Raw genomic sequence first — 25,469 nt, forward strand, 5'->3', positions numbered from 1 at the left:
CACCCTCCCCTTGCCAAGGGGAGGGGGGAGGGGTCTTGTCTATGTGTTGCATTATTTTTTCAAATTGGTATTAATTTGTTTAACCAATTCTTAATCACACACTTGAAATAATCTGAGGAAAATACAATGAACATCGCAATTGCAAGCGTTGGGCAGAAACTTTTGATTTGGCAATTTTTCGTATACTTCTTGAAGTACGACATTGAGACTTGGTTTCAAATTCCCAATGACGATGAAATTGAACTAGAAGACTTTCTCAAAAATCAATTCGACCAAGGAATATTTTTTAATATCCCTGCTTCTTTCTAAGTAAGTAGCTATCCTATTTCAGTTGGAAAAAATATTGGTGTTGGCTGTTGACTGTTCACTGTCAACGATTAACAGTCAACAACCTAACATGTCATATTTCACAAATTATTTAGGATTGCTATACTACTTTATTTTATTTGAAATCCTCACCAAAATACTAGATTTTAATGTGATATTTACAGCTTTTTAACCTTTTATTAGACAACGATAGTTATATTGCGATCGGTAAGTTTTACCGAATTTCTGTAACTTTAACAGAAACAATTGTAGTTTGTTGAAATAAATAGTAACAAATGAAGAAGTCTCAATTTTTCAGGGCTATTCTACCCATTGCCTTACCAGCAGCGATATTTTTTACTCTGCTGAATTATCTACAAAAGCCACTAATTGCCCAAACTTCAAGCGTTCATTTAAGAATGGGTAATCCCAGTAATGCTGGGACTAGTTACAGCAATCTTTTATTAAGCAAATCTCAGTACGCAGTTTCTTATAATTGCTATAGAGGTACACCAAATTGGGTGAGTTGGCAATTGAACGCATCATGGCTAGGAAGCGCACCTCGCCAAGATGATTTTCGTCCTGATACTACATTACCTGCAAGCTGTTATCGAGTCAGTTCTTCTGATTACACTGGTAGCGGTTTTGATAGAGGACACATGACTGCTTCAGCAGATAGGACAAATACAGTTACCAATAACTCTGCTACTTTCTTAATGACGAATATAATTCCTCAATCACCCGATAATAATCAAGGGCCTTGGGCTGCGCTAGAAAATTATTCTAGAGACTTAGTAAACCAAGGGAAAGAACTTTATATTATTTCGGGTTCCTATGGAACTGGTGGAACTGGGTCGAATGGAACAAGAAGCACCATTGCTAATGGTAACGTTACAGTTCCAGCCAGAACTTGGAAGGTGATTGTAGTATTAAATTCACCAAATTCTGACGCTAGTAACGTTACTACTAACACAAGAGTAATTGCTGTCAATATGCCTAACACACAAGGTATCAGAAATGTGGATTGGAGAAACTACAGAGTCAGTGTTGATTCTATTGAAACAAACACTGGTTACAATTTGCTTTCTAATGTCTCTACATCTGTTCAAAATACCATTGAAGCTAGAGTTGACAATTTGTAAGAATATTAGGAATTCGATTTGGTTTTGAGAAAAAATCTAAGTATCTGTAGTGGCGTGACCGGGCTAAAATAGTGCATTAGTAAACTCTTGTGGGGTGGGCATCCTGCCCGCCCAGACGGGTGAGGACACCCATCCCACAATAAAATTTATTGCAACATTTTAGTCTTGTCACGCCACTACTAGCTAATAATTTTTGGCTTAGGTTTCTACAACTTTTGTCGAAATTCCTACCAAGTCCCCAGATGCAGTTTTACCAACAATATAGACATCAATATTTATCGTACCTATGCGATAAACTTTGATATCAGTGAGGTTATCTTTTAATGTTTTGACAAGTGATTGAAATTTTGATACATTTTGTTTTTGAATTTCATCCTGCCATTCTTTTTCTTGGGCACAATTGCGAAAAAAATCATCTAGTTCTACTTCTTCAACTGATGTTTGTTGAGGATGCTCTGTTAATTGTAGAATTTTTTGATTTGTCAAAGGTGTTTGAGCTTGATTAGACCACAAAAAAACTTCAAAAGGATATTCTGATTCACTCGTCATGAGTAAATTATCCGAGGCTTGTTTGAGCTTTTTAGTAATTTGCTGATTCATCAAAATTATTGGTATACGATATCTTGAATTTAGTATTATTTCCAATAATAAAATTACCATTATATTACCATATTTACAGAGTTATAATTACCTCTAAAAAGATAGATTTATATCTGAATAACTCTGTAAAAATATAAGATTTTAACGAAAGATTTACTAAAAGATAGAGAAAGGTAGGAAAAGTGCGATCGCTCTATTGATAAATTTCATAACTCATATCAATTAACAACTGTTTTCGCCTCATCCATTTGGATGAAAAATTACTTGATTACCTGGTTTGAACAATCATCCCAACAAAAATCCGAAACTGGCAACATGGCTATTGTATATAAATATCTACCCATTTTTATTTGCAGCAAATGAATACTAAAGCTAAATTATTGACTCTTACCACCCTAACTTTTGCTCTTTCATCGGTAACTGTGGGAACAGTCATCGCACAGACAAAACTAACTGAGCAATCTAAATTGTTCGCCAATGGTATTGGACAGGTAAGAGTTGGAATGACAGTTTCTCAAGCTAGCAAAGCTGCTGGTACTCCCTTAGTTGGTGAAACTCCAAATAAATATTGCTACTACCTTAAGCCGGAATCGAAACCGAAAAATGTTGGATTTATGGTGACAGAAGGACGTATTTCCAGGGTAGATGTCTGGAGAGATAGTAAAATTACTACCTTCAAAGGTGCAAAAATTGGTGATACTGAAGCGCGGATTAAATCTTTGTATCCAGGACAAATTCAAGTTACTCCTCATAAATATGTCCAAGGCGGTCATTACCTAATATTTGTACCAAAAGAACAAGCCGATGAAAATTATCGTGTAGTATTTGAGACTGATGGTAAGCGTGTAACTCAGTTTCGCTCAGGTAAACTACCAGAGGTTGAATATGTGGAGGGATGTAGTTGATTTGAGAGATTGTTAAGCTATTGGGCGTTGAATGTTGATGGTTGACGGTTAAATGAATTAAGACAATTTATTTTGTAGAATTTGGAGAAATAAAACGCATCAATTGTTGCTTCTATTACTGGTTGGGATTTTATTGAACAGAATTCAGAACTCAGGAGTCAGAATTCAGTATGAATTGGAGTGCGACTGGATAATGAATATTGCTTTAAAACCTCGTTCCTTGTAGAGGAAACCAGTATTAAATTTTTTTCAACAGTTAAAACTCTATCCTTTTATGGGTAGAGTATTCACCAATTCTGAATTCTGACTCCCTTTGATTTTATCTTTCTACTTCATTCACTTCTTTGGGAACTCCCGCAGTTAACACCTCATGTCCATTAGGTGTGACTAACACATCATCTTCAATGCGAATACCAATACCAACCCAACGCGGGTGAGTTTCTGGTTGATCTTCTGCTAATTTAGTATCTGGAACAATATAAAGTCCTGGTTCCACTGTTAAAATTTGACCTGGTTGTAAAATCTGCGGTTTATCTTCACCATGCTGGTAAACTCCCACATCATGCACATCCAAACCTAACCAATGGCTGGTGCGATGCATATAATATGGTTTGTATTTCTCTTCTTCAATTAACTTGTCAATTTCTCCTTGGAGAATCCCAAGTTCAACTAAACCTTCGGTCAAAACGCGCACTGCTGTATCATGAACTGATTTGAAGGAATTACCTGGTTGCACTTGAGCGATCGCTTGTTTTTGTGCTTCTAAAACAATCTCATATAATGTCTTTTGTTCTGGTGTAAATTTCCCTCCCACAGGAAATGTGCGCGTAATATCGGAGTTGTAATAATCATAGGCACAACCGGCATCAATTAACAGCAATTCTCCATCTTGCATTTGCCGATTATTCTCAATGTAGTGCAATACGCAAGCATTCACACCGGAGGCCACAATGGAAGGATAAGCCGGGCCCATTCCACCCCGCACTCGAAAGATGCGTTCCATTTCCGCCTGAATTTCATATTCATAACGTCCCGGTGCTGCAATTTCTTGGGCGTGATTGTGTGCTTCAATAGCGATCGCTGCTGCTTGGCGCATCAATTCCAACTCAGCTTCACTTTTGATTAGCCTCATGCTGTGGATAATAGTCCCCGTATCTTCAATGGCCACAGGCCCAGTACCGCGTTTGGGATAAGTTTGTAGTAACCGTTGGTAATGCCCTAAGATTGTCTCATTAAAGGCGCGATCGCGTCCCAAGTGATAATAAATGCGATCGGCTTTTTCCAAATACTGCGGTAATTTTTCATCTAATTCGTGAATCGGGTACGCTTCATCAGCACCATAAATTTCCTTTGCTGCATCTATCCCACAGCGATAACCACTCCATACTTCTTTTTCCCGATCCTTTGGTTGAACAAACAGCACAAACCGATGTTCCCCATGATGGGGTGCTAACACTGCAACGGCCTGGGGTTCGTTAAATCCAGTTAAGTAGAAAAAATCACTATCTTGACGATAAACATACTCAACATCGTTGTGCATCACTGCCATTGGCGCACTGCGAAAAATCCCTGTACCATTGCCAATTTTTGCCATTAACTGTTCGCGACGTTGCCGATATTCTGTTTGCATAGTTGATGTATTTCTAAAATTATTGTATTTTTTTTACACTTTTGATAACTAGAGAATGCACATGATAATGCTTCTCACTAGTGGTCTGGCAAGTCATCTTTCCTGGGTGAGGGCTGGGGAAAGGGGAAAGGTAAGGGATTTAAAACCTTTCCCCTTTCCCCTTTTCCCTTTTCCCCGCCAAGTGAACTTGGCGAACCACTAGTTGCCAATCTTAGTTATTTTAGCCAATATTTGTTTCCACTCAAGTTATATAAGCTATTGGGGTTTTCAATTGTATGGTTGCTTGTTAAGTTCGTTGACTGTTGATTATTGATGGTTAACTGTTCGCTGTTAACAGTCAATATAATCTCAACTTTTCAAAACAAATGACTGTTAACTGTTCGCTGTTAACAACCATTATGACCAAAACATAACATTATTTATCTATAAATCATCATATACAAAATGTATTTATTAATTGCTTATATAGCACTTGAATTTTTTAAACAGATGATTTAAATATAAGACAAAATTGTTTTTAAAGACTGACATTAAGCAAAAAAAAATAGTTGTAAAAAAATATGGAAAGCCCGGTAAATGTTCTTTAATTACAGAAAGGCATTAATTAAAAAAGTTAAAAAAAGATAACAACTAATGATAAAAAAACATCATGTTTGGAAAAAGTTCCTCAGACTTGTCTTTGAATACATCTCAATTGGCATCAGAATCTTTCCAAAAATCGCAAGCATTATTAGCATCTAGTCTTGATAATTCAAATCCTCTAAATTCTGGTTCATTTTTTGGCAGTAGCAGTTCTTCCCAACCACAAGAATCTGCGGTGGTGTCAGCAAATCCCAATCCTAATCCTTACTTAACCAGTGCAGCGATCGTTCCTGATTTCAACGCTGATGGCAAAACAGACAAAGTTTGGGTTAATACCCAAACAGGTGAAATTATTGTTCGCCTCATGGATGGAGCAAGAATTGTTGAACAGGGTTCCTTAGGTCAATTCGATCTATCGGCCTATGATTACAAAATTGCTGATTTCAATGGTGATAGCAAAACCGACTTTTTATTACGCAACAAAGCAACCGGTGAGAACACCATTGTTTTAATGGATGGAACTAGAGTTGCTAGCGCAGCTTCTTTAACCACCGTCGATCCAGCGTGGACTCCAAATATTGGCGATTTCAATGGCGATCGCAAAACAGATATCTTCTGGCACAATAACCAAACCGGCGAGAACGCTATTTGGGAAATGGATGGCACAACAGTTGTGAATGCAACTGTTTTAGACACCACTGACCCAGCCTTAACTGCTAGCATTGTTGATTTCGATGCCAACGGTAAGAGTGACATCTTCTGGCGCAATCAGACAACTGGCGAAAACAGCGTTTGGTTTATGGATGGTGCCCAAAAGACTGAGTTTAGCCTGCAATCACAAGACGCAGCTTGGACTTATCAACTTGGCGATTTCAACGGCGACTTAACCACCGACTTGCTGTGGAGAAACACTCAAACAGGTGAAAGTAAAGTTTGGGTGATGAGAGGCATCGTAGTTACAGAAGGTGCTTTGGGAACATACGATTCATCTTGGAATTCTCAAATCGGTGATTTCAACGGTGATGGTAAGACCGATATCTTCTGGCGCAATACAACCACAGGTGAAAACACAGCTTGGTTAATGGATGGTACAAACATTGCAACTCAAGCCTTCCTCCCAAGCAATAGTGCAGGTCTGACACCATCCCTTGGCGATTTCAACGGTGATGGCAAAACTGACATCTACTGGCGCGACCAAACAGCAGGTGCAGACAACATTTGGACTATCGATGGTACAACCGCCGTCGAAACTCCCATCGGTGAAGCAGATAGACTGACCCCAGAGTGGTATACGTTCTAAAATTAGAATTCAGAATTCAGAATTCAGAATTCAGAATTTAGGAGTGGAGAGTGAGGAGTTAGGAGTTATTATTGTCCCTCATCCCCCTCATCTCCCCAATCCCCAATCCCTGCTCATTAAAATTTGTAACTCAAAACCTGAATTACGCTGCTTTCCGGTAAATCTTTAGGATTAATGGAAATAGTATCTGAACTGCTGCGTCGGACTGTTACTCCTTGCATTAAGGTTAGGAAATCATCGAGTGGCGAAATGTCACACGCAGCAGCATCGGCGGCTTGTGTCCGGTAATGGGTAGGAATCACTAACTTGGGATTTAATATTTCAACGGCCTGCTTTGCTTCTTGAGCATTGTAGGCTTTTGCACTGCCGCCTACTGGAATAAATAGCACGTCGGGACGACCCATGAGAATTTTTTGCTCAATGGAAATGGGTGCTGCTGCTCCCCCTAAGTGCAGGATATTTATTCCGCCTTGTTTCCAACTCCAAGCTGTGTTGGAGCCAAACTGCTTACCACCTTTGCGATCGTGGTCTATGGCAACTCCTTGGAACCTAATACCTTTGAATTCGTAAACTCCTGGTTCATAAATTAGTTTTGCATTGGCTGGTAGTGTGTCTACAGCACCTTCATCCAGCAATTGGCTACTAATCAGTACTAAATCAGCTGCTACTTTTGGCACGCGATACCCAGCAGTACAACCGACGGCGCGAAATGGATTGACGAGAATTTTTGCACTGCTACCTTCAAAAAGAAAGCAAGTATGACCCAACCACTTAACTGATAAACCGCTAGATTGTGCGTTAGCCCGCAGGTGGGAACCAAAGGTAGTAACTGAAGCTGTGACCAATCCCGCCCCAGCATAACCCATCAACTGTCGTCGTTTCATTAATTAAGCTCTCGACTGTAACTGTTGGAGAAAGTTTCGCAATAATTGTTTTCCTGATGATGTCAGGACACTTTCTGGATGAAACTGGACGCCCTGAATCTGAGGATAGTTCCGGTGTCGCACTCCCATAATTGTGCCATCGTCAACCCAAGCGGTGATTTCTAGCACATCAGGACAAGTCTCGCGATCGATGACTAAACTATGATACCTGGTGGCGGTGAGTGGATTTTCTAATCCTTGGAAAACCCCCACCCCAGTGTGAGTCACCAGAGAGGTTTTGCCATGCATCAATTCTGGAGCAGAAACTATTTTACCACCGAACACTTGACCGATACTTTGATGGCCTAAACAAACACCTAAAATTGGCAACTCTTGTCCTAGTTGTTCGATCAACTCTAAAGAAATACCAGCATCTTCTGGACGACCAGGCCCCGGAGAAATAACTACGGCTTTTGGCTTTAATGCCCGAATCTCATCTATAGATATTTTGTCGTTACGAAAAACTTTAATATCAGCTGCCACTGGGAACTCTGCTGCCAATTCCCCCAGATATTGCACCAAATTATATGTAAAACTATCGTAATTATCGATGACTAATAACATAATTAGAGAAAAAATTAGAGATGGAAGTGACAGATACAAAACTGTCATAACTTGTAAAGTTAGACTAGGGATAAGCTTTCCCACATTTAAGAAATGGCAGTTGACGGTTGACAGTTGACTGTTAACAGTTTGCTTTCAACGAACTTCACAGGTAATTATGCTACTTAGAGGTGTTTTAGCTTACCAACTTCTGCGAAGTGAGGTGAGGCATGTTAATCAGCAAAGCTTTGCTGTATGTATAACAAGGGATTGCAGACTGGGTAAAAAGTCTTTCATCCCATTATTGAATTGGGAATTTTGAATCCTCAGAAATCAGTTGGCGATAACTGCGGTTTTTGCTATCCTGCGGCAACTAAATCACAAAGACGATGTAATAAGGGCTACCAAAGGAGGAAGCAACAGTGTAGCAGCTACTAGCACCGCCACTAAAGCTGAAACTAGGACTGCACCGGCAGCACAATCTTTGGCGATTTTTGCCAAATCGTGGTAAGTCTGCTTAACTGTTAAGTCTACAATGGACTCGATCGCTGTATTCAGTAACTCCAATGCCAAAACTAAACCACTAGTGATACCAATTACTGCTATTTCTACTGGTGGCAAATGTAAGTAAACGCTTAAAGCGATAGCCATTGCACAAACACTGGTGTGAATGCGAAAATTACGTTGAGTTTGAAAACTATAGGTAATTCCAGCCCAGGCATACTTAAAACTAATAAATAAATTAGAAGCAACCTTCCACGAAAATTCCCGTTCGTTAGTCACAATTTTTTGTAACGAGGTAGGTGTTGGTGGTGGAGAAATTTTTTGGGACATAGACTTAAATATATACAAACACAGTTACTACAGTGGGAATTTTAGTCGATATTTATAGCGTAATTAACTTTGAGGCAATGTTTAAGCAATTTTCCATAGAGGTATTATAAAAGTATTACCCAAAATTAACACTAAGCTGTGACTAATTGTGCTATTCTTTGTCAATAGCAATACCGATTGACTTCAGCAATTTTACTTGCTGTTCTAACATTCGCTCCAAACTTTCTTCGTCAGGATGATCCCATCCCAACAAATGTAATAAGCCGTGAGCAGTTAACCAAGCCATCTCGGTTGTTAAACAGTGTCCCTGCTGTTGGGCTTGGCGTTGTGCTGTATCCACAGACACAATAATATCGCCCAAATATAGCGGTACAGAGTCAAGCATTTCTTCGCTGTGTGGAAAGTCTACCTCCAAAGCTGCAAAAGCTAAAACGTCTGTAGGCTTATTTTGTTGGCGATATTGAGCATTAAGTTCTTGAATTTCTGAATCATCTGTCAAACGCAGCCCAATTTCATAACCTAGCGCTGCTGGAATATCGGGCTGAAGTACTTCTAACCACCTATTAAACCAGTTTTCCCAAGTTTCAGCAGTAATTCGGGTATAACTTTCGTCAATATTTACCGAGTTTGTCAGGGACAAATCGTAAAAATTATCTTCCACATACAATTCAACTCCCAAAGCCACGCAGTCTCCTAGTCTGAATTCACAGTTTTGGTTAGTGAGTTAGATAGGCAAGACCAATTAGGACGGCTAAAAGTCCTATAGTTGTTAACGCAAAATGTTTTAGGGAAGTTCCTCCCTTACGCACCATATTTCGCATGGCGAGTTTTACGTAGCTTGGTTGAGGTTCTGATGAAGGAGAATTACTCATAAGTTAGTTCAATGGGTGACTCTTCTATAACTGTAACAGTTGGGTCTGCTGTCAATACGCTTCGGTTAAAGGGAAAAGGGGAAAGGTTTCAAATACATCCAAATCCCCTTACCCTTTAACCTTTTCCCAGACCACAAGGGAAGTTTATACTGCTTATCCGAAGTGTATTGGGTCTGCTATGGGATTGCCATTGCTCCAAGGGAATTCCAAAAAATAAATTATTCGGGTTACCGTTTTTGACTGCTGACTGTCAACCGTCAACCGTCAAGGCTTCGACTCCGCTCAGCCTTGACCCTGAGCGAAGTCGTACCACTACGTGGAAGCAAGCTACGCGTAGCGGCGACCATAGGAGAAGGGTCAACAATCTTCTGTGGAATATTTTTTTACTTGGAAGTCCCCAATCTCACAAAAACAATAGGTACTAAATATATAGTAAAAATAATTACTTAGTACCTAGAGCCAATTGCCAATTAAGCAGGTGTATTTTCCACTAGTTTATTTTCTTGCCGCAGATAAGCTTGGATGAATGCATCAAGTTCGCCATTCATCACATCTGTAATCCCTGTTGTTTCCGTACTTGTACGTAAATCTTTCACCATTTGGTAAGGATGAAACACATAGTTACGGATTTGGTTACCCCAGGAGGCTTCCACCATATCGCCACGAATTTGGGCAATTTCTTGGGCGCGTTGTTCTTGGGCAATGACTAGTAATTTTGCTTTGAGTCGAGCTAGGGCTTTTTCTTTATTTTGCAGCTGCGATCGCTCTTCTGTACAACGCACAGCAATTCCGGTGGGAAGGTGAACAACCCTGACTGCTGTTTCTACTTTGTTGACGTTTTGACCGCCTTTACCACCAGAGCGAGTTGTAGTGATTTCCAAATCTTTCTCTGGAATATCCAACTGCACAGAATTATCGATTTGGGGCATGACTTCCACCCCTGCAAAACTAGTTTGCCGCTTACCATTGGCATTAAAGGGCGAAATTCTTACCAAGCGGTGTGTGCCTGTTTCCGACCGCAAATAACCGTAGGCATAGCGACCAGTAATTTCTAGAGTCGCAGATTTGATTCCCGCTTCATCACCTTCCGACTCTTCAGCTAAAGTCACCTTGTAGCCGTGAGCTTCAGCCCACCGGGTGTACATTCGCATCAGCATAAACGCCCAGTCTTGGGCATCTGTGCCACCAGCACCAGCATTAATCGTCAGTACAGCACCTTCGGCATCATAGGGGCCGGAAAGTAACTGTTGTAATTCCCACTGGTCGAGGTCGCGATTCAGTTTAGTGATGGTTGATTCCGCTTCTTGCAATAGTGCTTCGTCGGTTTCCAACTCCAACAACTCAACAACTGCCTTAGTATCTTCTAGACTGCTGTGCCACTTTTCGTATTGCTCCAAGTGGGCTTTTAAGTCATTAAGTTCTTGCAGCGTTTGTTGGGCTTGGGTTTGGTCGTTCCAAAATTCTGGCTGAGCAGATATTTGTTCCAGGTCTTGAATTTTTGCTGTCAGTGCAGGTACGTCAAAGATAGTCCTGGGTTTTACCCAGGCGGCTAGACAGCGTTTCGATTTCGCGTTTGAGTTCTAAAACTTCCATAGTGCTTGCTGAATCTACAAATAGAGCGCTTTGGATTTGGAAATTGCTCTTTATTTTACTTATCTTTATTGATTTTAGCTGTAGTTGAGCAAATTCTCTTGACACGGCTGAATTGACAACGATGTAAAATATATTCCCCGACGATCTTGTGAAAAAACCGTGGTTGAATTTTGACTAACCACGGTTTGACTTTAAAAACTTGACCTTTATACTAATACCTACAGGCAATTAATCACGACCATTGATGGCAATTAGTAACCGCAAGATAAAGATGAACAAGTTGATGTAGGTCAGGTACATCGATAAAGCAGCAGGCAAATATTGATCGTTGCGGTAAGTGCGGGGCAAGATATAAAAATCAACAACTGAAGCACCAACAAACAGAAATACGCCCAAACCAGAGATGGCGATTTCTAACCAAGAAGGTGTGTAAACGCCAAATAAGCTGAAGGCAAATTGTGTCAAGCACACAACCACCAAGGCTATGATGCCAAGATTGATGGTTTTGGTCAAAGCCATACCATCTTCTTCAGAAAGATTTGAACCGATTTGACGGGCTACTATGAATGTGATGCCACAACCAAGGGCGGCCAAACCAATGCCTTGAATGCCAACACCTTGGGTTCTCAAAGCAACAAACACCAAACCACTCAGGGTATATCCAGATAAAAGGCTGTAGGTTGCTAACAGAGGTAGTGCTAGACCCTTATTACCTTTTTCAGCAACATTTTGGGCGACGAAGAACAGAATTAACTCTAGAATCACCGCACCAATGAAGGTAGGAAAGAATATTCCGGGATTAGTACGGATAACTCCCAAGCCTCCATAGGTTCCCAATGCAGTTAGTACTAGTCCTCCACCAACATAGGGGAGGGCATTAGCAATAACATTAGGGCCGACGAGTCCTTGAGACTTAGCCTCGCGGATAGCTTCACGAAAATTGCTGGTATTGCTCATAGTGACTTTTTTCAGGCAAATTTCCTATTTATTTCCATTTTTACCAATATTTGCAACTAACAACCAAGTTAGGTTGTCTTTGTGCCAACTACTATGTTTACGCATTTATAGCAAACTTGTGCAATGCCTAAAGTTCGTACTCGCGGTTTTCGCTCGCTAACCGGGAGATGAGGGAGGGGCATGGGACAATACCCAGTCAACAGTCAACACTCAACCACCATATCCTTGTAGAAATCCATTCATACGCAATTGCAAAAAATCAGATTGCCCAGTTTTTTTTCAGGATTAATTTAGTACCGATCCGCGTTGTACTCAGTATGACAGATGAATATTGGCTAACTGATGCATCTTTCAGCATAAATAGCTAGTTTTTTGGGAAAAGTTAAGGATTTACCGTAGATCAATTATTACCTGCGAAATAAAAATTAACTGCAAGAAATCCAAGAGCAAAATCATGCGTACATCTACTGAATTGTGGAGTGTGACCCCTGATAAGTTCAGTGAAACGACGATGGCTTATTCAGTCTTGGCTAACGAAAATAATTACAGCCTTGAATAAGATATACGCAGCTCCATTTTGTCAGAAATAGGGGTTACAACAAAGGAATTTATATGGCAGCAAGTGAGTCCTCTCTACGAACTGATGGTATTGAATTATTACACTTGTACCACCAGAATCCATCTATTAAACTTCGTAATAAACTTGTACAGTTACATACTGGCTTAGTAAGAAAGATGGCTCATAAATTCAGCCATCAATGTAATGAACCTTATGAAGATTTAGAACAAATTGGTTATTTTGGTTTAATTCGGGCAATTGAGCGTTTTGATCCTAGTCAAGGATATGCTTTTAGTTCTTTTGCTGTACCATATATTCGTGGTGAGATGCTGCACTTTCTACGCGATCGCAGTACTCTATTAAAGATTCCTCGCCGTTGGCAAGAACTATATAATGAAGGACAAAAAATTCGCAAAGAATTAGCCATGTCTTTGGGTCGCGCCCCTAAGGATGCTGAAATTGCTAAAGAACTCCGGGTATCTCTGCAAGAGTGGCAAGAAACCAAGTTAGCTGCTCAAAATCGTTTACCTTTAAGTTTAGACGCCACCGCAGTTAACTATGTTGATTGCCAAATCACCTTGGGTGAAGCACTTCCTTGCCCTCGTTCTACTGCCCAACAACAACTAGACGAAGAACGGCAACAACTCCAAGGGGCTATCAATATGTTAGAAGAAAAGCCCCGCATGGCTGTTGAAATGGTATTTTTAAAGGAACTTTCTCGCAAGGATGCTGCTAAGAATATCGGCACTAGTCCGATGACAGTCACCCGGTATCTGCAAAAGGGAATTCAAGATTTAATTTGCTATTTACAACCACAAGTTATGCCCACTGGTTCATAGTCAATGGTCAGTCGTTATACCATTTTGGATGAGAGGATTTTAGATTTTGAATTTTAAGGCTGAGAATTTGTTTCTCTTTAAGTATGATGTAAATCCATACTTTTTGTATTCCTTATTTAAATTGGTATTAGTAGAAAAACAACTGACTAATGACTAATTATCGAGATTTTAAATCGGCGATCGCACCTTTAGTCATGGCAGCAATGGCTTTATCTGTAGCTTTCGGTAAATGATAATACTTACCTGCTGCTGTTTGCGCTAATTCTTTAGCAAAGCCAGTGGAAACAAACTTACTCTCCGTATCAATCACTAAGAGTTGCATCCCCAAACTACGAATTCTCGCCGCAATTTCTATCAATTCCCCTTTGATATCTGGCTTTTCTCCTGGTTCTAGTTGTTCGCCTAAAGAACGCGCTAAGGGAATATTACCCCGCCCATCGGTGATTGCTACAAGTACTACTTGCCCAATATCTCCACTCATCTGGGCATTTAAGCCGACACGCACAGCTTGGGTTAAACCATGCGCTAAGGGTGAACCTCCACCACAGGGTAATCTTTCTAAGCGGTTACGTGCCAAGGCTATGGAACGTGTTGGCGGTAATAATACTTCCGCTTGTTCTCCCCGGAAGGGAATCAAGGCTATTTGGTCGCGGTTTTGATAAGCTTCTGTTAACAGTTGCATCACCGCACCTTTGGCTGACTGCATCCGATTTAAGGCCATTGAGCCAGAAGCATCTACCACAAACACTACTAATGCCCCGGCTTTGCGTACTAGGCGCTTGGAGCGAATGTCACCCTGTTCGACAATTACTTTTCTGTCTGGGTATCGTTCTCTGCGTGCTTTTTGATACGGTGCAGCTGCCCTGAGGGTAGCATCTACAGCAATGCGTCGCACTTTACCTTTGGGTAACATTGGCTTAATATAACGTCCCCGGTCATCGGAAAAGATGACGCTACGACTACCAGATTTCCCCTGACGCTTGGCCATTTGGGTAAAATAAAGCACGCTATCATCCAAGATTACCCCTTCTGGATCGAAGATGAATTCTTCGGGGATACTGGGGGGTTCTTGCTGTTGTTCTTCTTGTTGTTGTTCTTCTTCTTGTTCTTCTTGTTCTGGTTCCTCTGGTTCTTCTTGATTTTGAGGTGGGGGTGGCGGTGGTGGGGGTGGTGGTGCTTGTTCTGGTGGCGGTGTCTGCACCACTGTTGCTCGCGGGACAATAACCAATTCCACAGCACGGCGCAAATCTTCGGCATTTACTGTGGTGCGTCCTTCCAAAGCGGCGGCGGCTTTGGCAACTCGCACAGCAAACAACTCGGCGCGATGTCCCTGAACTCCACCGCGAATGGCTTCATTCACCAAGTAGGCGATTTGTTCGTGGGTAATGCAGACATCCTTGAGCCATTCCCGCGCCAAGATAATTTGGGTTTTCAGACCGTCTAAATCTTCGTTGTATTGTAAAAGAAATTCTTTAGGAGATTGTGAGTAGGCGATCGCTTGCTCCACTGCTGCTACTCTTTGATCTAAGCCGAGTACGCCATCCGCAGAAAGAGCGATGGCAATTCTATCTAGTAAATGTTCCCTTAATGCTCCCTCTTCTGGGTTGTAGGTGGCAATAAATAAGGGTTTGCAAGGATGCTGAAAACTAATTCCCTCCCGCTCTATTTGGTTGCGTCCTTCGGATAATACTGTCAGTAGCTGATTTGATATTTGGTCATCTAATAAATTGATTTCATCTACATACAAGACGCCGCGATTAGCACTAGCAAGTAAACCAGGCTGAAAAATCGTATCGCCTTGTTTTACTGACTGTTCTACATCCACAGAACCGAGAAGTCGGTCTTCTGTGACACCCAAAGGAATTTGCACAAATGGTGCAGGGATGACTTCAGTGGGGACATCTTGAGTATTTTTATCTGCATACTCTAGCAAAAGGCCATCGTCCCATTCTTCTGGGTGATTGGGGTCGCAATTGCTGATGGAACCTTTAACTACTTCGATGGGTGGTACTAGGGCGTGGATAGCACGAGCCATTACAGATTTTGCCGTACCGCGACGACCTGCGATCGCCACTCCCCCCAACCCTGGATCGATGGCTGCTAACAGCAGGGCTAATTTAATCGCTTCTTGACCGACTACGGCTGTTAAAGGAAAGGCAGTGATAGTAGGGTTAATAGTGGGCGCAGGCATGGTTTGAAAAATCGTTAGTCTCGGCCTTTAGCATATCAATTTCTGGGACATTTCAAATAAGTTCTTCCATTTCCTTTGGTTGTTTAATCAACCGTCTTCCCCAAGGTTTGAGTACTGAGATTGCAATGATGGCTAACAGACAACTGATTTGAATCAAACCACCAACAATTACACCTTGGCGATGGAATAGGTATAGAGGATTACTTACGGCTTGCAGCCGTTCTACTTGGGAGATAGCAGTCATTTCATTGAGCCAGGGGCCCAGCCACATTGTTCCGATGGTTATCAAAGTAATGGTTGCTACCCATTTCACAATCACCCAATAGTGTTTTGTAAATCCCCAAATAGTTAGCCAGCAGAGAAATCCACCAGTGAGCAATGACAACATGGCAGTGGGAATAATCACCCAATCGTCCATGAATCTCAGTACCGAGTTGATGCCGTAGAGTTCGTCTCCATTGCCTGTATCTCGTTTGATAATGGCGATCGCCACAATACACAATGCCGTACCTAGCCAAATCCCACTAGAAGCAACATGTACAGATAACAACCAGTTCTTTGCTTTAACACTCAATTTCTTCATAGGCTTTTCCTAACATCCCAATCTAATATTAATTAGGCAGTAAATAATTAGGCTCCTAATTAATATCACAAAATAGCCCGAACTGTAAATACACAGATTGGTGGTTATGGTAGAAGCATCGCTGGGATACCTGCTTGCAATTTTTGTAGAAGCTCAATTAGAGTTTTCTTTTCGTCAGTAGCTAGATGTGCCATCAAACCAGTTGTGCGACAAAAATGATCGGGAAGCATTTTAGCCATGAGGCTGCGTCCTTTTTCTGTGAGGTGAACGCTTAACATCCGGCGATCGTTAGGAAAGGGCTTTCGTTCTACTAATTCATCTTTCTCTAGCCCATCGAGTAGTCCTGTGATTGTGGCGCGGGTTACACCTGAACGCTCTGCACATTCAGAGGGAGTTAATCCTTGTTCATTTGCCTGTAAGAGTTGCATCAACAGGGTGAATTTGCCCATTGACAGTCCATAGCGAGCAAAATGAGTTTCTAAAGCGGCTTGAACATCTGCCGTAGCTCGCAAAAATGCTAGACACGCTTCAACAGATGCCACATCTAGCTCAGGATAGAGTTGGGCAAGATTTTGTAAGGCAGGGAGATCAACAACGCGATCGACAAAAGGACGCAGGATAGCCACAGTCTTTACGATTAATATTAGGAGTTTGACTGCTTGTCTGTTGACACAGATAATAGCCTAACTCAAACTACTGGGCAGTAATACGATGTGACTAAAATTTCTTGAACATTATGCATAACAAAGCGTCGCTTCCCAATTACGAACAAATTGCTGGTCGGTTAGATATGTGGATACCTCATTTGTCTCCCGTAAGTGAAGCCCTGCTGGAGCGTCTACTAGTTTGTTCAAATAATCGCATACTTGATATTGCTTGTGGAACGGGCGAACCCGGACTGACCCTTGCTCGACAATGCTTGAGAGGAGTTACAGTAGTCGGGGTTGATTCGTCTACGGCAATGGTGTTAGTAGCAAGCTCAAAAGCCGTTAGTGAAGGTTTAAATAATATTGAATTCTTCGTGATGGAAGCACAGAGACTTAGCTGGCCTAACGATTCTTTTGACGGCGTGCTATCTCGATTTGGCTTGATGTTGTTGGACAATCCCAAGGCTGGCTGTTTTGAAATGTTGCGTGTTCTCAAAGTAGGCGGACATTATGCCGTGGCTGTGTGGGATGAAATTCAGATGAATACCCTCTTTTTTTCCTGTGCCCAAGCATTTAACCAAAGGGTTCCGGCGCAGTTTCAACTCAATCTCGAACTTCCTAGCAGACTTGCAGGGTCAAGTGTATTACCTAATATCCTTCAAGAGTACGGTGCAAATGAAATTGCAACAGAACTGTTTACTTTTGAGATGAAATTTTCAAGCTTTCAAGAAATTTGGAAATTAGTTGAGAATTCAGGATTGTATGATGTACAGCTTGGCTCGTTATCAATTGACGAGCAACTAGGAGTAAAAGAACACTTGTCCAATCTTGTTTCTGAATTTAAAAATAATAATGAATATTTGATTCCTCATAGTTGCCGTTTGGTATGGGGTAAAAAATAGACCGTAGTATTCTATGCCTCGGTCAACTAAAGCTCAAACTCTGATTTTTGGATAATTAGAGTTGTTGAGAACACCGCGAAATCCTAATTGACAGAATATTATCTTAATTGATGCTGAGTTTTTAGACATTGGTCACATTGGATAACATCAGGGATTGACAATTGCTCTAAGTTTATTGTTGTAGCTGGGCAAAAATTCAAGGTTTTCAGTTTCTAGTTAACAAACTGTGCGCTGCAATGCTTCGATACGCTTCTAAGAGCAATTTGCCGCACTGTACTATTTTCCAGGAGACTACAGCAATGATGAAAGCTGAAGATATCATGACCAAAAACGTAGTGACCATTCGCGGTTCGGCCACTGTGGCGGAAGCGGTGGCGGTGATGAAAGAAAAAAAATTGCGGGCGTTGGTTGTGGATCGTCGCTATGACAATGATGCCTATGGGATTGTCACAGAAACAGATGTTGTCTATAAGGTAACAGCCTACGGTAAAGATCCAAAGCAAGTGCGGGTTTATGAAATTATGAGTAAGCCTTGCATTGTAGTAAACCCTGATTTGGCTGTGGAATATGTAGCAAGGTTATTTGCTAATACTGGTATCCATAGAGCGCCTGTGATTCAAGGTAAGCTGTTGGGGATTATCTCCATTACCGACATTTTGACGAAAAGCGATTTTGTGGAAGCGCCGAAAGTGCCACTGTTAGAGGAGAGAATTCAAAAAGCTATTGAACAGGCTCGTGCTATTTGTACTGAACAAGGTGCTTATTCTAAAGCCTGTGCAGCTGCTTGGGATGAAGTAGAAGAACTCCAAGCAGAAGCAGCTCATCAAAAAGCCGAGGGTATGGTGTCAGCCAAAGTTACCTTTGAAAAATATTGTCAGGAAAATCCAGATGCGCCAGAATGTCGAAATTATCATCCGTGATTGAGGTGTGGGGAAAGAAGAGGACGCGGGGAGTGGGAGACGCAAAGACGCGGGGAGCAAGAAAAATTCAACAAAGACATACGGAGAAATTATCAAATATCCTTTGTGTGTTCTCCTTCCCCGTGTCTCCATGTCCCCGCGTCTTTGTATCCACGCGTCTTTGCGTCCTTCAATTTACCGTTTAGCGACTCGCATCAATAAAAACATACCTATTCCTAAAAAAACGAAGTTGGGTAACCAAGCCCCCATAAAGGGAGAGAGGACGCCTGCTTGTGCTATCGCGCCACTGATAAAGAAAAGTAAGTAATAAGAAAAAATAACTATAACGCTAATGCCAAAACTGGTGCCTCTGCCGGTGCGTTGGGGTATGCTGCCCATTGCCGCACCCACTAAGCCAAAAACTACACACACAAAGGGTAAGGAGATTTTTTGTTGAATTCTAACTTCCAGTTTGCGGATTTTTTGGCGATCGCCACCCAGACGTTCTACTTCTAGTTGATCTAGTCCTTCGGCAATATTCATTTCATCATAGTCCCGGCTTTTTTCTGCCAAACTTAATGGCGTGCGTGGTAGTTGCAGTTGTTGTTGTTCAAATCTAACAATGTTGCGATAAGAGCGATCGGCAGCCACAAAATAGATCGTACCGTTATAAAAATCCCAGACATTTTGAGAAGGATTCCACTGGGCGGATTCTGATACGACAATTTGATTCAAACCTTTAGTTGAGCGATCTATAATTGTCAAACCTGTCATACGCTTACCATCAAATTGGTCGGCGTAAAACAAGCGTGTCAAAATTCTATTCCTAGAGCCATCTGGCTGTACAACATCCTGGTATTCAGGATAAAAAATATTTTGTTGTTTAAAAGTTGGCTTATCTGATTTGAGGGCTTGATCTAAAGTCATAGCCGCTTGATAATTTGCTGCTGGTGCAATTTGTTCGTTAAATACAAATGTCATTCCTGTAACCAGAAGACTTAACATCACACCAGTTAGCACCATACGATAGACACTCACTCCACAACCACGCAAGGCTATTAGTTCGCTTTCGCTAGAAAGACGACTGTAAGTCATCAAAGTAGCCAGCAGTGTGGACATAGGGAAGGCTAAAACAATAAAGTTGGGAAACTTTAATAAAAAAACCTGAATAGCAATGTCTACAGGTAATCCAGATTCAACAACTTTTCTGACTAAATCGAATACAGCATCAATGGTGACGCCAATTGAAGAAAAAGCTCCGACACCAAAGAAAAACGGCGGTAACAATTCGCTGGCAAGATAACGATCCATAATCGTAAAAGGCAGCAGCGAGTGTAGATTGTAGAAAGATGTGACTTTCTTTGATATCATAAGCAACTTTCAAAATTAAATATTTGCAACCCTGGTAAAGTAAAGCTTTAACTCCTAAATTCTGACTTTAGACTTGAAAGCTATCACCTAAGTAATATTGGCGCACGAGGGGATTGTGGTATAGTTCGTCAGAAGTTCCAAAAGCGAGAATTTGTCCTTCACGCATAATATAACCGCGATCGGTAATGGCCAGGGTTTCGCGGACATTATGATCTGTAATTAAAATACCCATACCGCGATCGCGCAATTGAGCGACAATTTGCTGAATTTCTGAGACTGCGATGGGATCGACTCCCGCAAATGGTTCATCTAAAAATAAAAACTTTGGCCCTTCTCGTCCAGCAGCCAAAGATCTTGCTAATTCAGTGCGGCGTCGTTCCCCACCAGAAAGTTGAATTCCCTTGCTATTAGCTAATTTTTCCAAGCGAAACTCCCGCAGTAAAGTTGTTAATCGCCTTGACCACTCCCATCGTGGCACATTAGTTTGCTCTAGCACCAATAGAATATTATCTTGCACCGAGAGCTGGCGAAAAACACTTGGTTCTTGTGCTAAATAGCCAATACCCAATCGTGCCCTTTTGTGCATTGGCATTGCTGTAATGTCGAGATTACCTAGCCAGACTTTTCCTTGATTGGGTTTTTCTAAACCTGTAGCAATGTAAAAAGTCGTGGTTTTACCAGCTCCATTGGGGCCTAATAAACCAACGACTTCGCCTTGAGCAACAGAAAGGTTGACGCGGTTGACAATGACTCGCTTGTTGTAAGATTTGTGAATATTCTCTAAAACAATTTTCACTGTTGCAGCCTTTCTCAGTAGTAGATGCTAATTAGAACGCTTAAATTGTGGTGTTTGTGGGGCGGGTGTGGCAGTTTGTCCATTATTGTTTGATTCCTCCACCATGTAGATGGACTCTACTTGACGGTTGGCTTGGGGTAAGGCGACAAATCGCCCTTCATCAATTAAATAGGTTACCTTCTCTGCCCGAATACTGTTACCCCCCTGTTGCAAAATATAGACGTTGCCACTAAAGTCAATGCGGCGTTCTTTACTAAAGTACTGTGCTTGGGCGGCGGTTGCCTGAAGCTGGCGAGAAGGATAGAACATTTGCACGTTACCGCGAGCCGTGATGACTTGAGTTTTGGCGTCATATTCTTGCACATCAGCACGGATAGTCAAAGGGCGATTTTCTGTTGATGTTTGTGCAGTAGCGGTTTGCAGTTGGTTTGGGATCGCAAAAGTTCCTAAGAGAAAACCTGGTATCAATAAGGCTAATCCAACACGACGTATTTGGGATATGGGCAATTTGTAACAGGGTATCATTGCAATTTGGGGTTGAGAATTTGGGCTTGTGTTTTAATTATCTCAAGTACTCTATCCAGAAATGAAACGTACAATCTGGAGTGATTTACAATAACTAGTGGCTGAAATAGTGACGCTACCCCCAACCTCAAGGTTTCAGAAAACTTTATATCCACTACAGCTTATGCTGGCGTTGCAGTCAACAACAAGTGATATCATGTCCGCCTAATTAGTTATGATTCCCACAGCTATTGCACCCCACCCCTTAATCCCCTCCCCGAAGTTCGGGGAGGGGAGACAAAGCGTAGCTTTGGCTCTTTGGGGTTTTTCGGGTTTAATAAGTAATCAAGCGGACATGATATGAGTAGGGAATAGGGAGTAGAAAGTGGGGAAGACAAGATTGAACGGGGCTTGAGACCCTGACCAATGCAATCGTCTTCAAAGACGGGGCTTGTAGAGCGCTGGTTGTTGGAATCAAATCAGATTCCTATATATGATTAACATTAATTGGTCATGCTTTTGTAGTAGGATGTTTTGAACTTCCGAATTAGCAGCGATTTTATTGCTTGGTAGTTCAAAAGTGCATGAGTCATTTTGGAAGTGACAACCATTTGATAAAAATCGTAACGCTCGATGACAAGAACTTTAATTGCTGCGTCAGTTGTTGCTCTTACAGTTGCGGTTCGTTTTGTTTCTTGCAATAAGCCTATTTCACCAAAATAGGTATTAGGGCCCAATGTTTTTAAGAGTTTTGATTTGGAATTCGGCAACTCTTGAATAACTTCTACTTCCCCTTCAATTAAGATATAAAACTTGTCTGCTAATTCACCTTGGCGGATAACAATTTCCCCTGGTGGGAAGGTCAACATTTTTAATTGGGGAATCAACTCAAATAATTGCTTATCTGTTAAGGTTGGTAAAGCAATAGATAGCTGACCTTGGTAGTCTATATCAAGTTTGCCATCTTCCATACGGACGATGCGATCGCTAGCACTAAAAATCCGACTATCATGGGTGACAATCAAAACTGCACTTCCTTGTTCTTTAGCTAGCCTCGTCATCAATTCCGTGACTTCTCGTCCTGTTTGCCTATCTAAAGCGGATGTCGGCTCGTCAGCTAACAGTAATCGAGGACGATGGACAAGAGCGCGGGCGATAGCAACTCGTTGTTTTTGTCCGCCAGACAGATCCCTTGGATAAGCGTCTAGGTGCTGTCCCAATCCCACCGCGGTCAAAATTTCCCGACTTTGATTTCTTGCTTGTGGATGACTAAAATTCTCTTGTAGTTCCAAAGAAACCATGACATTTTGTTCCACAGTCATAAAATCGAGTAAATTAAAATGCTGAAAAACATAGCCAATTCGCCGCCGTATTTGCATTCGCTGGATTTCATTGGCTCCTTTCAATTCATGAGTCAAAACTTTCAGACTACCCTCTTGAACGGAACGCATACAACCAATGAGAGATAATAGCGTTGTTTTTCCAGAACCAGATGCTCCAGTTAAAATCACAACTTCTTTTGGTTCGATTTGCAAATCGATGCCAAATAAAATTTGTTTTTGCTTTTTGCCTTCTTGGTAATAATGATTCAGGTTTTGAATACCAATAATTTGGCTCATAATCATTTATTTAAAAACATCTACTGGGTCTGCATCTTTCACCTTTAATAAAGATAGTGCTGCTGATATTAAACAAATTATGCAGACTAATGCTAAAACTGATAATGCTGTTTCTATAGTCATTTTGATAAATATCTTTGTAACTCTAATTAGGTAATCATAAGCTATATAAGATACGATTACACCGGGAATATATCCTGCAATTACTAAAATTATTGCTTCTTGAAAAACTACGAAAACGATAGATTTTTGACTGAAGCCCAGAGCTTTGAGAGTAGCGTAATTAGCAAGATTATGTGTAACTTTTACATAAAGTATTTGATATAAAATAAAAATACTGATAACTACAGCCATAATTAAAATAAATCTAAATATAAAGCCCATCGGTGAATTATTTTCGTGAAATATTTTTTCTCTTTCAATTAATTCATTTTTGGAGAATACATTAATATTTGCGGGAAGATAAGTTTTTAATTTTTGCACATGTTGTTTTATTTCAATATCTGAATTAAAACCAGAATTGAATTTAATTAAACCAATATCTATTTTTTTCAAATCACGTCCGAATAATTCACTAAAAGTTCCAGCATTCATCAAAAAAGTTGCATCATAAGCATTATTAACTCCTAATTCAAATAGTCCAACAACTCTGAGTTTCTGTAATGAGCTAGTGGTTCCTGCTAAAATTTCTGCCGATGATTCACCTTTTTTTGTGAATTCCTCAATGATGGGATTGAATTCAGTTCTTGCATTGTGGTCGAATAAAACAAATTTTTGTTTGTTGAGTTTGTCTAGATTTTCTTTGACTCCTGGTAGGTTTAGTATTTGTACGTTTGGAGGAATGCCTATGACATTGACTCTAATGCGATAAACATGCTGATTTCTGTCATACCATTGAGTTGAACTAATATAAAATGGTGCAACAAATTCAACGTTTTTGAGTGCTAATGCTTGATATAAAGGTCTAGAGGAAAAACTTACCGGTTGCAGTACAGTGGAAGAAAGAGAGCTAACTAAAACAATATCTGCATTCAAATTTAAAGTTAACTGTAATGCTCCCTCTAAAAAGGCATTTCTCAATCCCAATTGCATAAAAATGAGAAATGTAATGCAAAGTATTCCCACAATACCTGCAATTGTTTGATTCCGTTGATATCTCAATTGCAACCAAGCAATGGGTATTTTTTGAAGTTCATTGATGAAAGGGCGAATCATTGTTCAAGACCTATGGATACATCAACATTAAGATTCGTCATTGCTGCTACAATACGGCTGCTTTCTGGATTTAAGCGAATTCTCACTTCCATCACACGAGTATCGATATTCGTTGAGGAATTTATATCGGATACATTTGGTTTACTAATTTCTAAACCCAATTGGGAAATTGTTCCAGAGAGTGGTTGACTGAGACTGGGACTGGTAATTGTTGCTATTTGCCCAAAACGTACTTTGTGGATATCCGTTTCATAAATTTCTGCAACTACTACCATTTGCGTCGTATTGCCTAAATTCAGAATCCCTTGACTCCCAACCATTTCACCGGGAAATGTATGTACCTTGAGAATTTGTCCAGAACGGGGCGATCGCACCACGCTTAAGTCTAATTCAGCTTGAGCTTGCACTACCTTTGCTCTTGCTTGTCTGATTTGTGCTTGATACAACTGCACATCTACCGGACGCACTTCCGCTAAACTATTGAGGGAAGCACGAGCTTGATTTACCTGACGTTGCGCTGCTTGCATTTGCAAACGCTGACGATCGTATTGGGAAGCTGAAATCGCTCCTTCTGTGTACAAACTGCGATATCGTGATTCCTCTACTTGGGCATTTTGCAATTCTGCTACCAGACGAGCAATTTCCGCTTGCTGGGCTTGTAAATCTCCCTGCTTTGCCCCTGCTTGTACCTGCATCAACTGTGCTTGAGCTACTTTCACATCTTCTTGTGCCGTTTTCACAGCCGCCAGACGACGAGGGTAATTATCTAACATTGCTAGCGCTTGCCCAGCCTTCACCCAATCGCCTTGCTTCACCCATAGTTGTTGGATGCGAGCTGATTCCGTTGAAGCAGGTGGAAATACTTGAATTACTTCTCCTTCCGGTTCTATACGCCCCAAAGCCGTCACCGCTACCATCGCCGGATTTACAACCTCTGGCTGGGGTTTGGTTGTTTCATTCGTCTCTCTGATTCGATATGTTATCAACCCAATTATAGTAATTATACTAATTAAAATTGTAATTATTTTTGCTGTAAAATTAGTATATTTGCGATTGCGATCGGCGATAAAAAAAGGCGTCATAATTCCTACTATTTGAGTCTTAATGGTAGATATATATGCTTTTATCTCCCGATAAACAGGAGATAAAAACAAAAC

25 protein-coding genes are annotated in these 25,469 nt (G+C 41.0%); 7 read left to right on the plus strand and 18 right to left on the minus strand.

From position 1 onward, the window contains the following. The first annotated feature begins 126 nt into the window (after window positions 1–126). Window positions 127–309 (plus strand): hypothetical protein, encoded by a 183-nt coding sequence (locus tag GNE10_RS07500; protein WP_185564319.1) that lies wholly within the window; start codon window positions 127–129, stop codon window positions 307–309. A 293-nt stretch (window positions 310–602) separates the two neighbouring features. After that, complete coding sequence (locus GNE10_RS07505; protein ID WP_185564320.1) at window positions 603–1,448, plus strand: DNA/RNA non-specific endonuclease; 846 nt, start codon at window positions 603–605, stop codon at window positions 1,446–1,448. A gap of 198 nt (window positions 1,449–1,646) precedes the next feature. On the opposite strand, the gene GNE10_RS07510 is transcribed toward GNE10_RS07505, so the two are convergent. Then, window positions 1,647–2,048, minus strand: a complete 402-nt coding sequence (locus GNE10_RS07510) for a nuclease A inhibitor family protein (RefSeq protein ID WP_185564321.1) — start codon at window positions 2,046–2,048, stop codon at window positions 1,647–1,649. Window positions 2,049–2,407: 359 nt separating this feature from the next. Here GNE10_RS07510 and GNE10_RS07515 point away from each other — a divergent pair, with 359 nt between their 5' ends. Continuing rightward, window positions 2,408–2,953 carry a hypothetical protein gene (locus GNE10_RS07515; protein ID WP_099070518.1) on the plus strand — a complete coding sequence of 182 codons (546 nt, stop codon included), beginning with the start codon at window positions 2,408–2,410 and terminating at the stop codon, window positions 2,951–2,953. Between the two features lie 319 nt (window positions 2,954–3,272). On the opposite strand, the gene GNE10_RS07520 is transcribed toward GNE10_RS07515, so the two are convergent. After that, window positions 3,273–4,583, minus strand: coding sequence for an aminopeptidase P N-terminal domain-containing protein (locus GNE10_RS07520; RefSeq protein ID WP_185564322.1), 1,311 nt, complete (start codon window positions 4,581–4,583; stop codon window positions 3,273–3,275). A gap of 649 nt (window positions 4,584–5,232) precedes the next feature. Here GNE10_RS07520 and GNE10_RS07525 point away from each other — a divergent pair. Then, on the plus strand, window positions 5,233–6,465 hold the full coding sequence (locus GNE10_RS07525) for a VCBS repeat-containing protein (protein ID WP_185564323.1): 1,233 nt from the start codon (window positions 5,233–5,235) through the stop codon (window positions 6,463–6,465). A gap of 116 nt (window positions 6,466–6,581) precedes the next feature. Here the strand turns inward: GNE10_RS07525 and GNE10_RS07530 are convergent, their stop codons facing one another. The 7 genes from GNE10_RS07530 to GNE10_RS07560 form a co-directional block, all read right to left on the minus strand. Beyond that, window positions 6,582–7,349 (minus strand): MBL fold metallo-hydrolase, encoded by a 768-nt coding sequence (locus GNE10_RS07530; RefSeq protein ID WP_099070515.1) that lies wholly within the window; start codon window positions 7,347–7,349, stop codon window positions 6,582–6,584. Window positions 7,350–7,352: 3 nt separating this feature from the next. Further along, window positions 7,353–7,952, minus strand: coding sequence for an aminodeoxychorismate/anthranilate synthase component II (locus GNE10_RS07535; RefSeq protein WP_185564337.1), 600 nt, complete (start codon window positions 7,950–7,952; stop codon window positions 7,353–7,355). Window positions 7,953–8,309: 357 nt separating this feature from the next. Then, complete coding sequence (locus GNE10_RS07540) at window positions 8,310–8,765, minus strand: diacylglycerol kinase family protein (protein WP_099070513.1); 456 nt, start codon at window positions 8,763–8,765, stop codon at window positions 8,310–8,312. Window positions 8,766–8,916: 151 nt separating this feature from the next. After that, a complete protein-coding gene (ybeY, locus tag GNE10_RS07545) occupies window positions 8,917–9,444 on the minus strand; it encodes an rRNA maturation RNase YbeY (RefSeq protein WP_099070534.1) in 528 nt (175 codons plus the stop codon). Window positions 9,445–9,481: 37 nt separating this feature from the next. Next, window positions 9,482–9,637 carry a DUF3285 domain-containing protein gene (locus GNE10_RS07550; RefSeq protein WP_099070512.1) on the minus strand — a complete coding sequence of 52 codons (156 nt, stop codon included), beginning with the start codon at window positions 9,635–9,637 and terminating at the stop codon, window positions 9,482–9,484. A gap of 470 nt (window positions 9,638–10,107) precedes the next feature. After that, window positions 10,108–11,230, minus strand: a protein-coding gene (gene prfB, locus GNE10_RS07555) for a peptide chain release factor 2 (RefSeq protein WP_185564324.1) whose coding sequence is annotated in 2 segments (ribosomal slippage) — window positions 10,108–11,157 and window positions 11,159–11,230 — 1,122 coding nt in all. Because the reading frame shifts where the segments join, the coding sequence is not laid out codon by codon here. A gap of 228 nt (window positions 11,231–11,458) precedes the next feature. Further along, entirely contained in the window at window positions 11,459–12,187 is a 729-nt protein-coding gene (locus GNE10_RS07560; RefSeq protein ID WP_185564325.1) for a Bax inhibitor-1 family protein, read from the minus strand. A 612-nt stretch (window positions 12,188–12,799) separates the two neighbouring features. On the opposite strand from GNE10_RS07560, the gene GNE10_RS07565 reads away from it, so the two are divergent. Next, window positions 12,800–13,585: an RNA polymerase sigma factor SigF gene (locus tag GNE10_RS07565; RefSeq protein WP_099070507.1), complete on the plus strand. Its 786-nt coding sequence runs from the start codon at window positions 12,800–12,802 to the stop codon at window positions 13,583–13,585. A gap of 157 nt (window positions 13,586–13,742) precedes the next feature. Here GNE10_RS07565 and bchD read toward each other — a convergent pair whose 3' ends face one another. From bchD to GNE10_RS07580, 3 genes are all read right to left on the minus strand, one after another. Further along, window positions 13,743–15,776 (minus strand): magnesium chelatase ATPase subunit D, encoded by a 2,034-nt coding sequence (gene bchD, locus GNE10_RS07570; RefSeq protein WP_185564326.1) that lies wholly within the window; start codon window positions 15,774–15,776, stop codon window positions 13,743–13,745. Window positions 15,777–15,828: 52 nt separating this feature from the next. Beyond that, the gene (locus GNE10_RS07575; RefSeq protein ID WP_185564327.1) at window positions 15,829–16,359 is read right to left on the minus strand and encodes a DUF2269 family protein; all 531 of its coding nucleotides are present in this window, start codon (window positions 16,357–16,359) and stop codon (window positions 15,829–15,831) included. 104 nt (window positions 16,360–16,463) lie between these two features. Next, window positions 16,464–16,985 carry a MarR family winged helix-turn-helix transcriptional regulator gene (locus tag GNE10_RS07580; RefSeq protein WP_185564328.1) on the minus strand — a complete coding sequence of 174 codons (522 nt, stop codon included), beginning with the start codon at window positions 16,983–16,985 and terminating at the stop codon, window positions 16,464–16,466. 110 nt (window positions 16,986–17,095) lie between these two features. Here GNE10_RS07580 and GNE10_RS07585 point away from each other — a divergent pair, with 110 nt between their 5' ends. Beyond that, a complete protein-coding gene (locus tag GNE10_RS07585) occupies window positions 17,096–17,908 on the plus strand; it encodes a class I SAM-dependent methyltransferase (RefSeq protein ID WP_185564329.1) in 813 nt (270 codons plus the stop codon). 299 nt (window positions 17,909–18,207) lie between these two features. Beyond that, a complete protein-coding gene (locus GNE10_RS07590; protein WP_180267485.1) occupies window positions 18,208–18,828 on the plus strand; it encodes a CP12 domain-containing protein in 621 nt (206 codons plus the stop codon). A gap of 174 nt (window positions 18,829–19,002) precedes the next feature. On the opposite strand, the gene GNE10_RS07595 is transcribed toward GNE10_RS07590, so the two are convergent. The 6 genes from GNE10_RS07595 to GNE10_RS07620 form a co-directional block, all read right to left on the minus strand. Continuing rightward, window positions 19,003–20,118, minus strand: a complete 1,116-nt coding sequence (locus tag GNE10_RS07595) for an LptF/LptG family permease (RefSeq protein WP_185564338.1) — start codon at window positions 20,116–20,118, stop codon at window positions 19,003–19,005. A gap of 127 nt (window positions 20,119–20,245) precedes the next feature. Then, on the minus strand, window positions 20,246–20,974 hold the full coding sequence (gene lptB, locus GNE10_RS07600) for an LPS export ABC transporter ATP-binding protein (RefSeq protein ID WP_099070504.1): 729 nt from the start codon (window positions 20,972–20,974) through the stop codon (window positions 20,246–20,248). Between the two features lie 27 nt (window positions 20,975–21,001). Next, window positions 21,002–21,499: an LptA/OstA family protein gene (locus tag GNE10_RS07605; RefSeq protein WP_185564330.1), complete on the minus strand. Its 498-nt coding sequence runs from the start codon at window positions 21,497–21,499 to the stop codon at window positions 21,002–21,004. A 482-nt stretch (window positions 21,500–21,981) separates the two neighbouring features. Continuing rightward, on the minus strand, window positions 21,982–23,097 hold the full coding sequence (locus GNE10_RS36350) for an ATP-binding cassette domain-containing protein (RefSeq protein ID WP_185564331.1): 1,116 nt from the start codon (window positions 23,095–23,097) through the stop codon (window positions 21,982–21,984). 6 nt (window positions 23,098–23,103) lie between these two features. Next, a complete protein-coding gene (gene devC, locus GNE10_RS07615; RefSeq protein WP_260446826.1) occupies window positions 23,104–24,312 on the minus strand; it encodes an ABC transporter permease DevC in 1,209 nt (402 codons plus the stop codon). Continuing rightward, the gene (locus tag GNE10_RS07620) at window positions 24,309–25,394 is read right to left on the minus strand and encodes an ABC exporter membrane fusion protein (RefSeq protein ID WP_185564333.1); all 1,086 of its coding nucleotides are present in this window, start codon (window positions 25,392–25,394) and stop codon (window positions 24,309–24,311) included. The genes devC and GNE10_RS07620 overlap by 4 nt, the downstream gene beginning before the upstream one ends. Between the last annotated feature and the right edge of the window lie 75 nt (window positions 25,395–25,469).

This window comes from Nostoc sp. 2RC, assembly GCF_014222165.1.
In the GTDB taxonomy this organism is placed as follows: domain Bacteria; phylum Cyanobacteriota; class Cyanobacteriia; order Cyanobacteriales; family Nostocaceae; genus Nostoc; species Nostoc linckia.